We start from the raw sequence: 18,715 nt of genomic DNA, 5'->3' as shown, positions 1-18,715 counted from the left end.
TTCTCTACTAATTAAATTGATCGTACGCTTTACATCAGGATCTGAACTCGCTACAATTCAGCACCATTTTTATTCGTCTTGGTCAATAAATGGCCAATGTTGATAACCCAACAACAGAATTTTCATTGAGGTGAGATTTTAATGCCAGTTGTTAAAGTAAAAGAAAACGAACCGTTTGACGTAGCATTACGCCGTTTCAAGCGTTCTTGCGAAAAAGCCGGTGTACTTTCAGAAGTGCGTCGTCGTGAATTCTACGAAAAGCCAACTTCAGAGCGTAAGCGCAAGAAAGCTGCAGCCGTAAAACGTCACGCGAAGAAATTATCGCGCGAAAACGCGCGCCGCACTCGTCTGTACTAAGCCTGCGCTTAGCATAGAGAGTCGCTAGCTTTTACGTCGCGACTGGTTGCTGGAACGCTCAGTAACTATTCGAAGGCCGGGGCACGGAAACGTGGTCCGGCTTTTTCATTTGGGTTTTGCGATTTATCTTCAAGCAAGTACAATTTATCTAACTCATTTATCTAACTCATTTATCTAACTCAATAACGTGCAGACGAACGGAACACAAACACCATGGCAGGCCTAATACCCAAAAGCTTTATTCACGATCTCCTCGACCGTGCCGATGTGGTTGAAGTTGTGGATAGCCGTGTGCCGTTAAAAAAAGCAGGTCGCAACTATCAGGCCTGTTGCCCGTTTCATAACGAAAAATCGCCGAGTTTTACGGTTGCCCCAGACAAACAATTCTTTCATTGCTTTGGTTGCGGCGAGCACGGAAATGCAATTGATTTCCTGATGCGTTATGACGGTTTAGAATTTCCCGATGCAGTAGAAGAATTAGCTGCACTGTTGGGTATGGAAGTACCGCGGGAGACCTCTGTTAACCCCCAGGCTGAGGCGCGAAAACGTCAACAAGCAGCTGACGACTATCAACAGATGGAGCATGCAGCAAAGTTTTTTGCGCATCAGCTGCGGCGTCATAAAAACGCCCCGACGGTGATCGACTATTTGAAAGGTCGTGGCTTAAGCGGCGAAATCGTCAAAGCATTTCAAATCGGTTATGCCCCAGACGGTTGGGATGAGTTACTCAAGACCCTCAGTAAAGATCAACGAGCACGGGATCAGTTAGTCGACCTTAAACTGGTAAATCGCAACGATAACGGCCGTTATTATGACTTCTTCCGTGACCGGGTGATGTTTCCTATTCGCGATCGCCGTGGCCGCGTGGTTGGTTTTGGTGGGCGTATTCTTGAGGGTGATGGACCGAAATATCTCAACTCGCCGGAAACACGGATTTTTCATAAGGGGCGTGAACTCTATGGTTTCTATGAGGTAAAACAAGCACACCGCCAGATCGAGCAAGTAGTGATTGTGGAAGGCTACATGGATGTGGTCGCACTGGCGCAAGCGGGCATCGATTTCGCGGTCGCCTCGTTAGGCACTGCGACCACCACGGATCAACTGCAGATGCTGTTTCGGGCAACGCGAAAAGTGGTGTGTTGTTATGATGGTGATCGCGCCGGTCGAGATGCTGCGTGGCGCGCTCTGGAAAATGCATTGCCTCTGCTTACCGATGGTCTGGAGCTAAGTTTTCTGTTCTTACCTGACGGTGAAGACCCCGATAGTCTGGTGCGCAAAGAAGGTGCCGAAGCCTTTACTGCGCGACTTGGACAAGCGCAGAGCTTTACCAGCTACTTTTTCAGCCACCTATCTGAGCAGCTTGATTTGGCGTCAGATAGCGGTCGAGCTGCACTATTGAGCCAGGCAAAACCACTTATTGAACGCATTGCCAGTGACTATTATCGCGAAGCCTTATTGGCTGAGTTGGCGCGGTTGCTAAGACGCGAGGTTTCCCAGATTGCGGCGCAGGTGAAGCAAGCACAGTCGACGACGGTAAAACGAGAAGAGTTGAAGATCACGCCGATCCGCCGTGCAATTGCGTTACTGTTGCAATACCCGCAGCTGGCGCAAGAAGTTCCGGTGCACGAGGCGCTGGGGCAACTTAAGGTGCCAGGTATTCAGGTGTTTATGCAGTTGCACAAACAGGCGCGCGAGCAAAATCTGACTTCGGCACAATTACTTGAGTTATGGCGCGATACCAGGGAAGAAAAACTGTTACGCCAGTTAGTCACCTGGGAACACCATCTCGACCAAGATAAAATTAGCCAGGAGTTCTTCGACACCTTTTTGTACTTCATCGATTTATTTGTCGAGCAGCGTGCCAACCAGCTATTAGCCAAAGAACGTGAAGCCCCGCTGACGCATACCGAGAAGAAAGAGTATATGGCGTTGATGCAGCATCGCGCGCAGAAAAATACCAATGGTGATGAAGCCAGTGAGCAAAGTCGTAAAAAAAGTTAGTTAAATTTGCGAAAGCTTTGTCGTTTCTGACGGTAAGCATGGTGACAATTATTCAAGCAGCGATTTTCGTAAAATGGAAGAAAAAAACCGTCGTATGATTTCGGCACGTGATGATAGCGCCACTGGTCTTTAAAGACGGCGTATTGGTCGGAACAGGCGACTTGGCAATGAGCCGAATCCGACAAAGTTACTGATTAATTTCTGGCTCAAAACTGCATAATCTGCTACAATTTCCGGTCTTGAATTTGATTTTCCGTGTAAGATCGGATTTTACTTATCCATTTGAAATCACAGGTGGTAGATCTGTATGCAGCAGAGTCGTCAATCGCAACTCAGAATTCTTATTGCCAAGGGAAAAGAACAGGGTTACCTGACTTTTGCTGAGGTTAACGATCATTTACCTTCTGAGATTGTAGATTCCGATCAAATCGAAGATATTATTGCCATGATCAACGACATGGGTATCAAGGTGTTTGAAAACGCACCGGATGCCGATGACTTGATGATGAGCGAAGACACCGCCGATGAAGATGCCGCGGAAGCAGCAGCTCAAGCGCTTGCTAGCGTTGACGGTGAGCTTGGTCGTACCACCGATCCCGTGCGCATGTACATGCGCGAAATGGGTACCGTGGAGTTGCTGACTCGTGAAGGTGAAATCGATATCGCCAAACGCATCGAAGAAGGCATTAACCAGGTCCAGTGCTCAGTTGCTGAATATCCCGAAGCGATTAACTTTTTACTTGATCAATGGGATCAATGTGAAGCTGAAGAGATGCGGTTAACCGACATCATCTCTGGTTTCATCGACCCAAACGAAGTGGATAAAGCCCCCGTCGCCGCAACACACATTGGTTCTGAGCTCTCAAAAGAAGAGCTGGAAGACGAAGATGATGACGACGATGATGACGATGACGATGCTAACGAAGGTGGTATTGACCCTGAGTTTGCACGTCAGAAGTTTGGTGAATTGCGTGGACAATACGAGAAAACTCGTAAAGCCATTAGCAAACACGGTCGTGACAACGCCAAAGCCCGCAAAGAAATTGATGCGTTAAGTGACTTGTTCAAGCAGTTTCGTCTGGTCCCTAAACAGTTCGATCGTTTAGTTAAAGACATGCGCGACATGATGTACCGGGTGCGTGTGCAAGAGCGCTTGATCATGAAAATGAGTGTAGAACAGGCGCAAATGCCAAAACGCGCATTCATGAAAGCTTTTGCTGGCAACGAAAACAGTGTGGCTTGGTTAGACGCAGCTATTGCTAACGGCGCAGGTTACTCCGAAACGCTGGACAGCATGCGTCCTGAACTCGAGCGTTGCATTGCCAAACTGTCAGAAGTTGAAATCGAGACGGGCTTGACCATCGCAAAGGTAAAGGACATCAACCGGCGCATGTCGATTGGTGAAGCCAAAGCACGTCGTGCTAAGAAAGAAATGGTTGAAGCGAACTTGCGCTTGGTTATTTCTATTGCGAAGAAATACACCAACCGTGGCTTGCAGTTCTTGGATTTGATTCAAGAAGGTAACATCGGTCTGATGAAAGCCGTCGATAAGTTTGAATACCGTCGCGGCTATAAGTTCTCGACCTATGCAACGTGGTGGATCCGCCAAGCGATTACTCGTTCGATTGCGGACCAGGCACGGACTATCCGTATTCCTGTGCATATGATTGAAACGATCAACAAACTCAACCGTATTTCGCGGCAAATGCTGCAAGAAATGGGACGTGAACCGTTGCCGGAAGAGTTGGCTGAGCGTATGGTGATGCCAGAAGACAAAATCCGTAAGGTACTGAAGATTGCCAAAGAGCCAATCTCCATGGAAACCCCTATTGGTGATGATGAAGATTCACACCTTGGTGATTTCATCGAAGATACAACCCTCGATTTACCGGTTGATTCTGCTACTTCTGAAAGCCTACGTAACTCGGTCCGCGAAGTACTTGGTGGATTGACCCAACGTGAAGCGAAAGTATTACGCATGCGTTTTGGCATTGATATGAATACCGATCATACCTTGGAAGAGGTGGGTAAGCAGTTCGATGTAACTCGTGAACGAATTCGTCAGATTGAAGCTAAGGCATTACGTAAATTGCGTCATCCTAGCCGTTCTGAGCAACTGAAGTCGTTCCTCGACGAGTAAGCAGGCCTAAAGGTAAGTGCTTACTTCCTCGAAAGCCCTTGTAGCCTAATGCTCAGGGGCTTTTTTGTAGTGAACATAAACGCGACTGATGTGAAATTTGCCGCTAAATTTGTTAAGGTGAGGCTAACTTCGCTGAAAAGGATACCTTATGACAGCAATGGATCAGAAAATCACTGATACCCCACAACCGGGTCGAATTATCGATGCGCATTTGCATATTTATAATGATGCGTATCCGTTGATTGAGAATCAGGGATTTTTGCCTCCACCGTTCTCGGTGGAAGACTACAAACACCGTACACGCGACTTACCCATCGTGGGTGGCGTCGTGGTGTCAGGCTCTTCGCAGGGCTTTGATCAAAAATACCTAAAACCTGCGCTGGAGAAACTGGGAGATCAGTTTGTTGGCATCACCAACTTACCAAGTACCGTTTCTGATGAAAAAATTCTGTCTCTGCGCGACAGTGGTGTACGCGGCGTGCGCGTCAACCTAAAGCGTGGCGTAGTCAGCGGCCTCGATAACTTAGTCGATTTCGGTATGCGCATTTGGGATCTTGCCGGTTGGCATCTGGAAATTTATGTCGACAGCCGTGAGCTTGATGAAATTATTCCAAAGCTAATTAAGCTACCCAAAGTATCGGTTGACCATCTTGGTATGGCACGTTCGGGCTTGTCACAAATACGTAAGCTTGCAGAAGCAGGCGTACACATCAAAGCCAGTGGTTTCGGGCGCACCGAGGTGAATATTGTCGAAGCGGTGAAAATATTGTACGAGACCAATCCAGACTGTCTAATGTTCGGTACTGACCTGCCGTCGAACCGCGCTGAGCGACCGTTCAATCGAACCGATATTTCAATTGTTGCTGGTGCGCTCAACAGCGAAGACGCGATCGATAAAGTGTTCGCGCGCAACGCCGCCGAATTCTACAAGATTAAACTGTAAAAACAGCCCCTCGGGGTCATGACAAGCGGGCCGAAATCTCATATACTTGCGCCCGCTTTTTAAATTCATGTTCGTAATGGCCCCTTAGCTCAGTTGGTTAGAGCACCCGACTCATAATCGGTAGGTCCCCAGTTCAAGTCTGGGAGGGGCCACCATCTCGCATTATTTCTGCCGAGCGTAAGCGCCAGCATCGATTCATATCAAAATCTAGGGGATCTCCCCTATATCAGACTGCTACATTAGATGTAACTCTGTGAAGGTCAACCACGATCTTTTTGGAGAATACTAATGAAAAGAACTCTTCTATCTTTAAGCATTTTAGCTTCAGGCCTGCTCGGCGCGTCATCAGTTCACGCTGATGCATTGTTAGGACCGAAACTGGCGCAAGATATACAGAACCTTACAGGGCCGTACGATGTCATCGTCTCGTTTGACGAGCACAGCAATGTGGATCGAGTTTTGCAAAACTTTGGGATCCCTTACCTTGCACTGAAAACCATGCCTATGGCTGGTGCTACTGTTACTAAGCTGCAGTTGCAGGCACTGATGGAAAATGCGGCGGTTAGCAGTGTCTACGCGAATGCTCCATTGGAATACAGTAATTACACGTCGGGTGAAATTACCGGTGGGCATTATGTTCACGATTATTATGGCGTCGTCGGCCATGGAGTCACTATCGCGGTTCTTGATTCTGGAGTGGATGCGACGCATCCCGATCTAGAGTTTCAGACGAAAACAGTTGAGAACGTTAAGATTGTCGGCGATCTCGATTTGCTTGGCGGACGCAACGCATTTATCGAGGGAGTGCCAAACAGTGATACTTCTTCAGGTCATGGTACGCACGTTGCAGGTACCGTTGCAGGCACAGGCATGGCGTCTGTTAACGATGAACGAAGAGCGTACTACCATGATGGCATAGCCCCAGGAGCAAATCTTATTGGCCTGGGCGCTGGGGAAGGTATTTCTATCTTGTATGCGTTGTTAGGGTTTGATTATGCCATTGCGAATCAAGACCGTCTCGATATTGATATTATTACCAACAGCTGGGGCGGCGGTGATGGCGCCGAATTTGATCCGAATAATCCGATCAACAAAGCCTCCTTCGAAGCCTATAACAAAGGTATGGTCGTAAGTTTTGCAGCCTCGAACTCAGGTCCTGCTGAAGATACACTTAATCAGTATGCGGTGGCACCTTGGGTCATTAACGTTGCGGCGGGCACCCCTGAAAAACAGCTAGCCGACTTTTCAAGTCGTGGCGTAGCTGGTCACCCGTTCAAGTTGCCGGATATCACGGCGCCAGGACAAAATATCACTTCTACTCGTGCTCCGAATACAGCTATTGGAGCATTGGGACCGGTAGTTGATCCAGCGCACCCTGAATATTTGGCGTATTACCATACGATCAGCGGTACTTCTATGGCAACTCCATTTGTAGCCGGAGTGGCTGCATTGCTGCTGGAAGTTAACCCGGATCTGTCGCCTGACCAAATCGAGCAAATTCTGAAAGATACAGCAGAGCCGATGGATTACGCGCCACACGAAGTTGGGGCGGGCTACATAGATGTCAAAGCTGCTGTTGATCGCGCGAAAGTAACCACCGGCGAGCGCGTTGCCTTTTTGAATGGCGACACGTTGTGGGCTAGTCAGGGGGAGTGGAACCAAGCTGATAATAGCGCGGAAGAATTCGTTTACGTGGGTAATTGGCAAAGTAAACAGGATGATTCGGCATTTCAGCAAACGATTGCTAAAGCTAAAAATAATCACTCGTCAATTTTTGCAAAAATACGCGGCGAGCGGGTACGCTTTCACTTTTTAGCCAGTAATAACGACCCTGCTTCAATTGAACTTATTGCAGATGGTCGCTCTATGGGCACTCAAACACTATATGCTGCTGACGCGTCCGGAGGGTCACCGAAGGATGTTGCCGTAGCTTTTGATAATTTGGGTGAAGGTGTCCATGATTTGGAAGTTCGCATTCTGAATAAGAAAGTAATGTTTGATCGTATGGATGTCGATGGTGCTCTATTATCTCCAGATGTCAGCTTCGCAAACAGCCAACAGATTGATTCTGGTACCATGGGTGTTTCGGCTGAAAACCTAGAAGTACAAGAGTTCCCTTTGGAAATTAATCCGAATGATGTCAATGTAACTTCAACATTGGACTGGACTGGTGTAGCTGATCTAGACTTTTATCTCGTAAACCCAGAGGGTGTGGAAGTGGCTTCCAGTGCGTCATTGGACAACCCTGAAGTGATACAGTTCTGGACGGATATGGCAGGAACCTATACTTTGCGTGTTACTGGGTATATTAGTGTTGCTACGCCATTTACCATCACTACGGACATCACGTCTGAAGTACAATAACTGTTGCTCAATGCAGTGAATGCGTGCAGCGTTCAACAGCTCTAAAAAAAGGCGCCAATTTGGCGCCTTTTTACTTTTCTCATACAGTAAATTCGAATTTGGACATCATCAATAATTGCCTTTTTTATTTCAGCCGGCAAGAATGAAGCGCCGAGCATGGCCAACCATCAGCTTAGTTAGTCGACGTCGATGATTAAAATGTTATGATTCGTAAACCATAAATCCATCAATCCATCAATCGCGATAAGAGACAGGATTACCGTTTTACACAGCAAACAGGAGCGTTGTCATCACTAAAAAACAATATAACGTCGATTGGTTGACGGGGCAGTTTCGCGAAACTAGTAAAGAGCTGAGATATCGCAATTCTATCAGAAAGAGCGTGCGGTTTGAGTCCCGCCTTGCGTTGGTTCTGGTGTCGATGGTCTTTGCCATGTTTGCCATTACCGACTACAACCTGCTCGGTCTAACTCGCGAGTATTATCTGCTGCTCAGCATGCGCACTGTGGTGATTAGCCTCTGCCTGGTTTTGGCATTCGTGCTCGGGCGCTGGGGTGGTTACTCACGTAACGTTTGGTTTCATGCTTTGCCGCTGTGGATAATTGCGACGGGAATTATTTTAATCGTTCCGTTGCGCCCCGATACCCTCTCCACTCAGATAACAGCAGTGGTAGTCGCTACCATGGCTTTCTATCTCTTAATCCCCAACCTGCTTACGGTGGCGGTGTTAGCGAGCCTCTATTTAAGTGTTGGCTTTTTTGCTGCTGTGGTATTTTTTACGGGAATGTCACCGACCGATACACTGCATGTAGCACTGTTGTTGATTATGGCTAATGTCGTGGGCTATTTTGCGTTGTTGCGTTTAGAATTTCTGCAGCGCAAGCAATTTGCGTTACTTCACGAAGAGCTGGACCAGAACCGTAACCTGCTTAAGGAAATAGAACATCGAAAATCACTGGAAGCACAATTGCGCATGGTTGCTGAGCGGGACACTTTGACGGGATTAGACAGTCGAAGTTACTTCATGAAGCGGGCCGAGACTCTGTTAGAACGTTCTCGGTTGGAAAACTCACCGTTCTCCTTGTTCATGATCGATGTGGATCATTTTAAGAGCATCAATGATACCTGGGGTCACACTCGCGGTGATTTGATTTTGACCAAAATAGCTGAGGCTTGTGCGCAATCTCTACGACCGTCAGATGTGATAGGGCGCTTTGGTGGCGAAGAGTTTGTGGTGGCGCTGTCGCATACCAGCCCCGACGATGCGAAAATGGTGGCTGAGCGCTTGAAGAACAATGTTGCAGCGCTGCCATTAAACGACGAAATGAGCGAACTACGGCTGAGCGTCACCGTCGGTATTGCTGCAGCGCACGCTGAAGACGTTGATCTTGATGCTGTTATCACGCGAGCCGATAAGATGCTTTATGCAGGTAAGCGGGAGGGCAGGAACCGCGTCATGATGTGTCACGAGGGGGGCGAACACATTTAAACCATGCATGGCATTGTTTTTTCTATTTGTGGTAACCTGACGAAATCGGCCTGATAGGAAATAAAACAGTGAAATCATTGACCAACTCTCTCGTTTTTTTATCTGTTCTTCTGTTGGTGGCGCTACCCACCAGCGTTTCGGCAAAAACTGACGCGACTGCGTCAGATAAAGAGCAAGCAGAACAAGCGATTGCCGAGCCGACGCGCTTTCACTCGCAGCACCAAGGCATCTTTAATGGCGAACGCCTGACCTACACGGTGGACGCCGGTGAAACCTATATTCGCAATGGCGAGGGTAAGCCAACGGCGGCGATATTTTCGTTTGATTATGTGGTTAAAAGCGACAACAACCGCCCGGTAACCTTTATCTGGAACGGCGGACCGGGTTCGTCTTCGAACTGGTTGCATATGGGTGGTTATGGTCCCAAGCGTATCGTCGTACCCAGTGACGCAGAGCATCCAGGCGTTGCTCCTTACACCATTAAAGACGCACCAGAAACCATTCTTGATGTCACCGACATGGTATTTGTGGATCCCGTTGGTACGGGCTTTTCACGTGCAATCGGCAAAGGTAAAAAGGAAGACTTTTGGGGCCTGACCGAAGATGCCAACTCAATGGCAGCGTTCATTGCCAAGTGGCTAACCGCCAATAATCGTTGGAACTCACCGGTGTTCTTGTTAGGTGAGAGCTTTGGCACCACCCGCGCTGCGGCAGTTGCTAAAGTGTTGCTCGATGACTACGTGATCAACGTCAACGGCATTGTGTTTGTTTCGCAGGCTTTAGATTACCAAGGTTCTACCCCGTACGTTGACGACAATATTATTTCCTACATCACCTATGTGCCAACCATGGCGGCGACAGCTTGGTATCACGGCAAAGTGGATAACTCGGGCGACTTTGAAGCTTTCATTCAAGAAAGCCGTGAGTTCGCAACACAAGAACTGTTGCCGGGCTTGTTTCAGGGCAATCTGCTGAGCGCAGACAAGCGAGCGGAGTTGGTGAGCGAACTGCAACACTTTACGGGCTTAAGCAAAGAGTACATCGAACGCGTCGACTTACGCATCAATGCATTTCGCTTTGCTAAGGAGTTGCGACGCGACGAAGGTATTGCCGTGGGGCGCCTCGATAGCCGCTACACCCAAGATGAACGCGATGATGTTGCGGCACGTCCTGAAGGTGACGCGGCCCGCGTGATCTCGCCTGCTTACAAAGCGGCACTAATGTATTACATGGGTAATGACTTAGGTATTGACTGGAACCGTAAGTACCTCAATCCGTCGGATCCTGAGCTTTCTGGCAAATGGCGTTGGAGCCCTCTACCTGAGGGGCGGTCGTGGGAGCCTCATTACGTGAACACGGCTCCGGATTTGGCCGCGGTACTACGCAGTAATCCTGCTCTGAAAGTCATGGTAAGCTCGGGATATTACGACCTCGTCACCCCATTTTTTGACGCTGAGTACACACTTAACCGCCATGGTATTGCCCGTGACGACATCATCTACCATTACTATCATGGTGGCCACATGATGTATGTGCATGAACCAGCTCGAAAAGCTTTACTTGAAGATACTCGGCAGTTTATTCAGACGCAGACTGGTAATACCGATTAACCATCCTGATAGCGCGGAGCTCAGGTGAGCTTCGCGCCCCTCACTTAGGTACCGAAATGGCATTGCAAGCAACCCCTTATAAAATCTCTCTGGATATTTCGGATACTGATCGTGGCGTTTATGAGAGTGTGAAATTTACCGTTGCCCGACATCCGTCCGAGACAGAGCTGCGCTTAGCCTCACGAGTATTGGCTTATGCGATGTTTTATCATCCGCAGTTAGCCTTCGGCCGCGGATTATCTGATAGCGACGAGGCCGCACTGTGGGAAATGGATCTCACTGGTGAAATTCAGCATTGGATTGATGTTGGTCTGCCTGATGCGGTACGGGTTATCAAAGCCAGTCGGCGTGCACCGCAGATGTCGGTAGTTGTGTACGGCAATGCGCGGTTGTGGCGAGAAAAGGTGCTACCGCAGTTTGCTCACTTAACCAATGTGAATGTTTTTGTGTTACCGCAAGACGAATTAGCTGAAATTGCTGCAAAATTACAACGCTCAACACATTGGGGCGTGATGATTAGCGACGGTCAGCTGTACATCAGTGATGATGCTGAACAAATGACCGTTGCGCTGGAGTGTTGGCATGGTGAAATGCCGAAGGCCCCGTTGTAACCTGCCATTTGTTCTGCGCCAAAAGCCGTACTATGTACCTTTAAAAGTGTACCTTTAAAAGTACGTCTCACTGATCTCCTCTGCAATCGTAATCAAACCGAGCTGCATTTCATCAATAAACTCGTGCAGGCTCTCTTGCTTTAACGCTTGGGGTTTGGCTTTTAACAGTTTCGATTGCAGCTTATCAATAGGCACTATCGCGCTTTCATGGTGTGGCAGCTCCTGCAACAGCTCCTTTACTTGCTCGAGGGCATGCAACAAGGAGCGCGGAAAGCGGGATTCCTGCAAAAGGAATTTCAGCACGTCGGCGCGGTTGATACGCAGGCGCATTTCCCGTCGGTACATCTGATACCCAGACATCGATTTAAGTACGCCCATCCATTGAATATTGTCGAACGCCGATAGCTCATGATCAAGTTCTGGCAGCAAAGTGGCCGAGCGCACATCAATAATTCTGGTGGTCATATCCCCCCGCTCAAGATTGCGTCCGATGCGTAAAAAGGCGTAGCCTTCATCTTGGGTCATGGTGCCGGATAGCATCCCGGTGATGGTTTGATTGGAACGGATGACATCACTCAGAGCTTCGTAACGATGGCGTCGGCCAAGCATCGCCTGGCGGTTCTTCATTGCCGACAGATATAAGGTATTGATCTGCTCCCAGGTCTCTGTAGGAATAATCTCCCTGATGGTTCGGGCATTTTCCCTAGCCATGGTGAGCGAGCTGATAATCGAGCTAGGGTTGTTTTTATCTGTGACCATATATTTGACCACACTGTGCTCATCGGCTTCCTCATAGTGGTCATAGAAATCTTCTCGGACTGACAAAATATCTATGATCGGCTCCCAGCCAAGCTTTACCGTGCGTGGTAAATCCATTAACAGGTGCGAGTTAACGTTAATCACCCTAGCGGTGTTTTCGGCTCGCTCAAGGTACCTAGCCATCCAGAATAAATTGCTTGCTACTCGTGACAACATGATTAAGCCTCCATATCCACTATCCAGGTATCCTTACTGCCGCCACCCTGAGACGAGTTGACCACAATAGAACCTTTGCGCAGGGCCACCCGGGTTAGTCCGCCCATGGTGACCTGAATGTCTTTGCCACTTAAGACAAAAGGGCGTAAATCTAAATGTCTGGGCTCGGCTTTATTTTCAATCAAGGTTGGCGCCGTGGATAGCATCAGCATTGGCTGTGCGACGTAGTTACGAGGATCCCTGCGAACCAGACGCTTAAACTTCTCACATTCTGCTTTACTGGCATGGGGACCAATCAGCATGCCAGCGCCGCCGGATTCATTGGCCGGTTTAACCACCATGTTATGTATATTTTCAATGACATAATCGCGTTCCTCCTTGTTAATACACTTATAGGTGGGAACGTTAGGGATGATGGGCTCTTCATTTAAATAATACTTAATGATATCGGGTACAAAGGCGTACACCACCTTATCATCGGCAACCCCTGAGCCAGGGGCGTTGGCGAGTGCTACTTTACCAGCTTGCCAGGCTCGCATCAGACCGGGAACACCGAGCATAGAATCGGGATTGAATACCTCGGGATCGATAAAGTGGTCATCTACCCGCCGATAAATCACATCCACTCGCGCGGGTCCCTCAATAGTGCGCATATAGACAATATCGTCGTCATCTACGAACAAATCGCGCCCTTCAACCACCTCTGCTCCCATTTGTTGAGCGAGGTAAGCGTGCTCAAAATAGGCAGAGTTGTAGATACCCGGAGTCAGTAACACGATTTCTGGTTGCTCAATGTCTCTGGGCGATAACTGGCATAATGTGTCATAGAGTTGAGAGGGATAGTCGTCCACTGGCAAAATACTGTATTGCTCGAACATTTCGGGGAAAACACGCTTCATCACCTTGCGGTTTTCAAGCATGTAAGACACTCCGGAAGGAATACGTAAATTATCCTCAAGCACATAAACTGTGCCGTCGTTATCTCTAACCAAATCCGAACCGCAAATATGTGCCCATATTCCCAGTGGTGGGTGAACACCCTTGCACTGAGGCAAAAAATTCTTAGACTTTTTCAGCAAGTCTGCGGGAAATACACCGTCTTTGATAATCTTCTGATCGTTGTAGAGATCATCGATAAACATATTCAGAGCTTTGATGCGTTGTTTCAGCCCTGACTCTATCTTGAGCCATTCCTTCTTGTCGATAATTCTGGGAATAATGTCAAAAGGCCAGGCTCGATCGATAGAGCCTTCGTCTTCATGATAGACCCGAAAACTAATGCCCATGACATGAATGGCAGACTCTGCGGCAACCTTGAATTCCTCAAGATCGTCGTCGGTCAGGTTGCGCAAATAGCTGCATATTATTTCGGCCGCTGCACGTGGCTTGCCTGACGCTCGTAATAATTCATCGTACAAATTAGTGACTTTATAGCTTCCCCAACGAATGGTCATGCACAGTCCTCTTTGTGTTTGATTACCTTATATAAAGATAGCGTTAGTTACAGCAAAAATGCAAAATTGTTTGTTTTTAGGACGACTTGCATAGAGAATATGCGGAGTTTAGGCTGAGCATCAGCTGATATTTTTTGGAGTATTTTGTGACCTATTGTTTGGCAATTCGTGTTAATAAAGGCTTGGTGTTTGCGTCTGACTCGCGCACCAATGCTGGGGTGGATTATGTGGCGACCTACAGTAAGATGCATCGGTTTACCTGGCCTGGTGAGCGCACTGTGGTGCTGCTTTCGGCGGGCAGTCTGGCAACCTCACAGTCGGTACTCAACGCGATAAACTCAGATCTGGAAGATCCTGAGGCAGCGTTTGATTTGCGTAAAGGCAAACACTTGTATGATGTCGCTAGTTACATTGGAAATTTGAGTCAAAAAGAGCAGCAACAGCACGCGCCGGCACTGGAAAAAAGTAATGCCAGTGCTGAAGCCAGTTTCATTCTCGGTGGGCAAATTGCCGGAAAAACATGTGAAATCTATATGATTTATCCGCAGGGGAATTACATCAGTGCGTCTGAAGATACGCCGTATTTACAGATCGGCGAAAACAAATATGGCAAACCGATCTTGGATCGTATTATTACGCCCAATACATCACTGGAAGACGCTGCTCGTTGTGCCATGGTATCCCTTGATTCTACCGTGCGCAGTAATATCAGTGTAGGTTTACCGATTGAACTGGCGATTTACACTGATGATAGTATTGCCGCCCCTTGGCACAATAAATACAGCGCTTTCAGCCCGATGTATAAATCTATGCAGAAACAGTGGAATGAAGGGCTGCGACAGGCTTTTTCCGGCCTGCCAAGATTTGATTGGGAAAAAGAGGATTAAATTTAATTGCTATGAGCTGAGCTTATGACCTTGTGTACAAAACGAAGTTTATCGATGGCGATGTTCGACAGTACAAAAGGATAAGCATCATCCAGTCCCATGCTGCGATTAAGCGCGTTTAATACTGCCGTTAGCCGACACCAGTCGTTGTACAGCTGATTAAAATGCGCTTCGCTTTTGGCCTCATTAGTTTGCGGTAGCTGCTGCAAAGGGTTGATGACCTGGTGTGAGGATACGCTGAAATCAAAGTCACTGGCGGTTTCTAAGGTATCCACCATGTGCAGGTAGTGTGCCCAGGTTTCCGCCCAGTCCTCCCAGGGGTGCATGCTGGCATACGCGCTGACCCACACTTTATGCCAGTCGGGAGCCGGACCCTGCTCATAATAATGTTGCAGGGAATAGGTGTAATCCAGCCTCTCATCACCAAAAAGTTCGCGGAATTCATTTAACCAGTCGCTGTTACGTACCAGTCTGTCCCAATAGTAATGACCGGATTCATGACGAAAATGGCCCACAAGAGTACGGTATTGCTCGTTCATTTCTTCGCGCATTTTTACACGTGAACTTGGCTCAGCTTCTTTTAGATCAAGCGTAATGATGCCCGCATTATGGCCGGTGGTGACGAAGTTTTTAACGGTCAGTTCGTTGCCGTACTCGTCTTCAGTCTGATCTTCAAGGAACTCGAAACCCAGACCCTGCAGCGGATCTTGTTGCCGTGAAATGACCGGCAACTGAAGTTTATAAAGGGTATAAAGCAAACGCCGTTTGGCTCGCTCCATTCGTGCCCAAAGTCGCCTGTTATCAGGTTGATCCAGATTAGGAATAGTTCTGGTTAACTCGCAGGAAGCACATAATTCACCGTGCTGCTCAATCGGAATCATCCAGTTACATACGTCCTGTACAGAATAATTCTTACACTGGCGATAGAGTCTACCGTTGGCTGCGGCTCGCCAAACCCCTTTGTCATGGCGGGTAAAGGCACTCAGCTTTTTTTCATCAGGCATAAAACCCAACATTAGCCCACAGCTGACACAGCGAGTGTTAGCAAAATGCAGAGTATTACCACACTGACAAGAGAAAGTTTGCATAATTAAGTACCAAGGGTCCGATGCTCTTTTGTATTGAGCGTTAATTTTGAACGTTCATTTTATGCACTATTTTAACACGTTACTAAAAAAGCGTTCAGTATTATGGCAAAAATACCGCAATTTCATATCGATAGAGCTATGCCCAAGGCTGTTAAATCGTTCCAGATGATTATTCTCAGCGCAGCGCTGCAGTTAACTGGACGGATCCCACGGCAATCAACTAGGGTTTACCTGAAGAACTTTACAAAGAACCCTACAAAGAACTCTACTGTACTCGCGAGGAGGTTCAATGTTGGTGGTAGCGGCTTTAGGAGGCAATGCACTGTTGCGTCGTGGCGAAGATGTCACCGCCGACAATCAGCGAACTAATGTGAAGAGAGCCGTGCGCGCGCTGGCAGATATCGTGCGGGCAGGCCACCGATTGGTGGTGACGCATGGTAATGGCCCGCAAATAGGTCTGCTAGCGTTACAGAACAATGCCTATGATGCTGACAAAGCGTTTCCACTGGATATCTTAGGAGCCGAATCTGAGGGCATGATCGGCTATCTGCTTGAACAGGAACTCGAGAATCAATTGGGCGAGGGGTATGCCGTCGCTACCTTACTCACGCAGATTGTTGTCGATGCTGATGATCCCCATTTTGACAACCCAAGCAAATTTATCGGTCCGGTTTACGATAAAGAGCAGGCCGAGAAATTAACGCAAAGACATGGCTGGACGATTGCTAAAGACGGCGCTAACTGGCGCCGGGTGGTGCCATCTCCCGAGCCGAAAAACATACAGGATCTGAAGGTTGTCAAAATTCTGCTTGAGCAACAGGTGATCACCATTTGTATCGGCGGCGGCGGTATTCCGATTGTGCGTCAGAAGGACGGGACTTATACGGGGGTTGAAGCGGTAATCGACAAAGATGCCGCCAGTGCCTTACTCGCCGAACAGGTCAACGCCGATGCACTTTTGCTACTGACTGATGTTGCCGCGGTCTACCAAGACTTTGATGGTCCGAGTGAGCGCGCAATTAACCAAATGACCGCCAGCGAAGCGGAGGAGTTTGACGCGCCAGAGGGATCGATGCGACCTAAGTTAATAGCTGCGGCACGGTTTGCCCGACAGGGTCGTTTTAGTGCGATAGGGGCAATGGAAGATGCGCTCGGTATGTTGCAAGGTACAGCTGGTACACACATCTCTTAAGGATAAAGCTTATGGGGTTGCGTTTACATGCTCCTTTAAGGTTAGCAACGCCCGGTAAGTGGGTCGGCAGAAGTACATTGTTGGTGACACTTGCTGCGTTTTGCTGGGGTATATCGGGCGGCATCGGAGCCATTCTGATGGAACGGGGGTGGGATGCCTTGACGGTGTCATTCTACCGTGGCGCGGTCGGCCTGGAGACGCCTTCGCTGTTCAAGTGGCTGGCTATTGTTTTGGTCATGTTGGGGGTGGTGCTGCTGACACAAATTTACGCACTGGGCACGGCAGAAGTGACATGGATAGCGGTAGCCACAGGCTTACTCTCAGGCTTGTCATACGCGTTATTCATTTTCGGTTTTAAATATGCGGCTCCGCACGGTAGTCCACAAGCGATTCTTCTGATAGCGTTTGCGATGCTTTCGATTATTCTAATCTTGGTCGGTGACGCGCATCGGGTAGTGGCAGCACTCTCCACCCCAAGCTTGCCTTTATTGGTGCTGTTGGGAGTCCTGGGCGCGGGCCTGTCGTTTATTTTCTATATCGTCGGACTGAATTATACTGCGCCGGCTATCGCCTCGATAGTGGCTATGGTGGAGCCCGTAACCGCCTCGTTATTCGGTGTTGTGGTTTTAGGTGAAGAACTCGACATAGTACAAATGGCAGGTATGGCGCTGATTTTAATTACCGTCACTGCATTAAGTGTACATTCGAGTCGTCGCAAAGCATTAATCTAAGTCGCACTAAGGTAAATAGGGACTATGAAGACAGATCAATCGAGAGCATTGGTTGTTGAGGGCGGTGCGATGCGCGGTATTTTTGCGGCCGGTGTGCTTGATGGCTTTATGCGTGAGTCCTTTAAGCCCTGTGATTTTGCACTTGGTGTGTCCGCTGGCTCGACCAATTTAATTGGCTATCTTACCGATGATTATCAACGTAGTTACCGAATCCTAACAGAGTTAGCGCAGTCGAAAGATTTCATCAACCCGATGCGAGGCTTGCTTGGCGGTCACTTCTGCGATGTTGAGTGGCTCTGGCGCACCTCGTACAATACCATTGAATTGCACTTTGAACGCTATTTATCGGCTAAGGTGCCTCTTTATGTAGTAACGACCCGTGTTGATGACGGCGCACCTTGCTACATTGAAGTCACCGACAACAACTTGCACCAGCTTTTCCCAGCTTCTTGTGCCATTCCGTTAGCATTTCGTGACTTTCCCGAGGTTGATGGCGTGGCCATGACCGATGGTGGTGTAGCGGACTCGATTCCGGTACTCAAAGCTTATGAAATGGGAGCTCGCGAAATTACCGTTATCCTTTCCCGCGCAAGCGGCTATCGCAAAAAAAACGGACGCTCCTTAGGCATCACGCGGCGTATTTTGAGTAACTACCCCAAATTATGTGATGCTATCGAAGACCGAGCTGAACGTTACAATGCCACTGTCGATTTTATTGAGAACCCACCTGAAGATTGTGTCGTACACATTATCGCGCCGCCTGAAGACATGCCAGTCGGTCGCTTTACGCGGTTACGCGAACGCTTAGATGTAGGATATAATGCTGGTTTGCGTGCCGCGTTCGAGCATATTGATCATCTTTAACATTTGTTT

At 48.3% G+C, this 18,715-nt stretch carries 15 protein-coding genes and 1 tRNA gene; 13 read left to right on the top strand and 3 right to left on the bottom strand.

Annotated features, from left to right (window positions below; all coding sequences use genetic code 11):
- Positions 1-141: 141 nt before the first annotated feature.
- The 9 genes from rpsU to ACQ5ES_RS08120 all read left to right on the top strand — a co-directional run bounded on the left by rpsU (position 142) and on the right by ACQ5ES_RS08120 (position 11,515).
- Positions 142-357, top strand: a complete 216-nt coding sequence (gene rpsU, locus ACQ5ES_RS08160) for a 30S ribosomal protein S21 (protein WP_034733010.1) — start codon at positions 142-144, stop codon at positions 355-357.
- A gap of 213 nt (positions 358-570) precedes the next feature.
- Positions 571-2,358, top strand: coding sequence for a DNA primase (gene dnaG / locus ACQ5ES_RS08155; protein ID WP_445015686.1), 1,788 nt, complete (start codon positions 571-573; stop codon positions 2,356-2,358).
- A 307-nt stretch (positions 2,359-2,665) separates the two neighbouring features.
- Complete coding sequence (rpoD, locus tag ACQ5ES_RS08150; RefSeq protein ID WP_445015684.1) at positions 2,666-4,498, top strand: RNA polymerase sigma factor RpoD; 1,833 nt, start codon at positions 2,666-2,668, stop codon at positions 4,496-4,498.
- A 148-nt stretch (positions 4,499-4,646) separates the two neighbouring features.
- Entirely contained in the window at positions 4,647-5,441 is a 795-nt protein-coding gene (locus ACQ5ES_RS08145; RefSeq protein WP_445015682.1) for an amidohydrolase family protein, read from the top strand.
- 78 nt (positions 5,442-5,519) lie between these two features.
- Positions 5,520-5,596 (top strand) — tRNA-Ile (locus ACQ5ES_RS08140).
- 133 nt (positions 5,597-5,729) lie between these two features.
- Entirely contained in the window at positions 5,730-7,805 is a 2,076-nt protein-coding gene (locus ACQ5ES_RS08135; RefSeq protein WP_445015680.1) for a S8 family peptidase, read from the top strand.
- A gap of 382 nt (positions 7,806-8,187) precedes the next feature.
- Positions 8,188-9,294: a GGDEF domain-containing protein gene (locus ACQ5ES_RS08130; protein ID WP_445015678.1), complete on the top strand. Its 1,107-nt coding sequence runs from the start codon at positions 8,188-8,190 to the stop codon at positions 9,292-9,294.
- Between the two features lie 68 nt (positions 9,295-9,362).
- Positions 9,363-10,904, top strand: a complete 1,542-nt coding sequence (locus tag ACQ5ES_RS08125; RefSeq protein WP_445015676.1) for a S10 family peptidase — start codon at positions 9,363-9,365, stop codon at positions 10,902-10,904.
- Positions 10,905-10,960: 56 nt separating this feature from the next.
- Entirely contained in the window at positions 10,961-11,515 is a 555-nt protein-coding gene (locus tag ACQ5ES_RS08120) for a YaeQ family protein (protein WP_445015674.1), read from the top strand.
- A 54-nt stretch (positions 11,516-11,569) separates the two neighbouring features.
- Here ACQ5ES_RS08120 and ACQ5ES_RS08115 read toward each other — a convergent pair whose 3' ends face one another.
- On the bottom strand, positions 11,570-12,490 hold the full coding sequence (locus ACQ5ES_RS08115) for an alpha-E domain-containing protein (RefSeq protein ID WP_445015672.1): 921 nt from the start codon (positions 12,488-12,490) through the stop codon (positions 11,570-11,572).
- Positions 12,491-12,492: 2 nt separating this feature from the next.
- Positions 12,493-13,944, bottom strand: coding sequence for a circularly permuted type 2 ATP-grasp protein (locus tag ACQ5ES_RS08110; RefSeq protein ID WP_445015670.1), 1,452 nt, complete (start codon positions 13,942-13,944; stop codon positions 12,493-12,495).
- Positions 13,945-14,090: 146 nt separating this feature from the next.
- Between ACQ5ES_RS08110 and ACQ5ES_RS08105 the strand changes: the two genes are divergently transcribed.
- Positions 14,091-14,831: a proteasome-type protease gene (locus tag ACQ5ES_RS08105; protein WP_445015669.1), complete on the top strand. Its 741-nt coding sequence runs from the start codon at positions 14,091-14,093 to the stop codon at positions 14,829-14,831.
- Between the two features lie 2 nt (positions 14,832-14,833).
- Here ACQ5ES_RS08105 and ACQ5ES_RS08100 read toward each other — a convergent pair whose 3' ends face one another.
- A complete protein-coding gene (locus tag ACQ5ES_RS08100) occupies positions 14,834-15,919 on the bottom strand; it encodes a zinc-binding metallopeptidase family protein (RefSeq protein WP_445015668.1) in 1,086 nt (361 codons plus the stop codon).
- 289 nt (positions 15,920-16,208) lie between these two features.
- Between ACQ5ES_RS08100 and arcC the strand changes: the two genes are divergently transcribed.
- From arcC to ACQ5ES_RS08085, 3 genes are read left to right on the top strand one after another with little or no spacing between them, the layout of a single operon-like run.
- Positions 16,209-17,111: a carbamate kinase gene (arcC, locus tag ACQ5ES_RS08095; protein ID WP_445015667.1), complete on the top strand. Its 903-nt coding sequence runs from the start codon at positions 16,209-16,211 to the stop codon at positions 17,109-17,111.
- Positions 17,112-17,122: 11 nt separating this feature from the next.
- Positions 17,123-17,842, top strand: a complete 720-nt coding sequence (locus ACQ5ES_RS08090; protein WP_445015666.1) for an EamA family transporter — start codon at positions 17,123-17,125, stop codon at positions 17,840-17,842.
- Between the two features lie 24 nt (positions 17,843-17,866).
- Positions 17,867-18,706 (top strand): patatin-like phospholipase family protein, encoded by an 840-nt coding sequence (locus tag ACQ5ES_RS08085; RefSeq protein ID WP_445015664.1) that lies wholly within the window; start codon positions 17,867-17,869, stop codon positions 18,704-18,706.
- Positions 18,707-18,715 lie beyond the last annotated feature (9 nt).

It is taken from the genome of Pseudidiomarina xizangensis (genome assembly GCF_052541995.1).
Note: the sequence above shows the minus strand (reverse complement) of the source record. Positions and strands in the feature narration are given on the sequence as shown.

What these genes read in the sequence shown, in the direction of transcription:
- ACQ5ES_RS08145 (WP_445015682.1), top strand. Translation starts at nt 4,647, where the DNA reads ATGACAGCAATGGATCAGAAAATCACTGATACCCCACAACCGGGTCGA.
- rpoD (WP_445015684.1), top strand. Translation starts at nt 2,666, where the DNA reads ATGCAGCAGAGTCGTCAATCGCAACTCAGAATTCTTATTGCCAAGGGA.
- ACQ5ES_RS08085 (WP_445015664.1), top strand. Translation starts at nt 17,867, where the DNA reads ATGAAGACAGATCAATCGAGAGCATTGGTTGTTGAGGGCGGTGCGATG.
- ACQ5ES_RS08115 (WP_445015672.1), bottom strand. Translation starts at nt 12,490, where the DNA reads ATGTTGTCACGAGTAGCAAGCAATTTATTCTGGATGGCTAGGTACCTT.
- ACQ5ES_RS08120 (WP_445015674.1), top strand. Translation starts at nt 10,961, where the DNA reads ATGGCATTGCAAGCAACCCCTTATAAAATCTCTCTGGATATTTCGGAT.
- ACQ5ES_RS08090 (WP_445015666.1), top strand. Translation starts at nt 17,123, where the DNA reads ATGGGGTTGCGTTTACATGCTCCTTTAAGGTTAGCAACGCCCGGTAAG.
- ACQ5ES_RS08110 (WP_445015670.1), bottom strand. Translation starts at nt 13,944, where the DNA reads ATGACCATTCGTTGGGGAAGCTATAAAGTCACTAATTTGTACGATGAA.
- rpsU (WP_034733010.1), top strand. Translation starts at nt 142, where the DNA reads ATGCCAGTTGTTAAAGTAAAAGAAAACGAACCGTTTGACGTAGCATTA.
- dnaG (WP_445015686.1), top strand. Translation starts at nt 571, where the DNA reads ATGGCAGGCCTAATACCCAAAAGCTTTATTCACGATCTCCTCGACCGT.
- ACQ5ES_RS08135 (WP_445015680.1), top strand. Translation starts at nt 5,730, where the DNA reads ATGAAAAGAACTCTTCTATCTTTAAGCATTTTAGCTTCAGGCCTGCTC.
- arcC (WP_445015667.1), top strand. Translation starts at nt 16,209, where the DNA reads ATGTTGGTGGTAGCGGCTTTAGGAGGCAATGCACTGTTGCGTCGTGGC.
- ACQ5ES_RS08100 (WP_445015668.1), bottom strand. Translation starts at nt 15,919, where the DNA reads ATGCAAACTTTCTCTTGTCAGTGTGGTAATACTCTGCATTTTGCTAAC.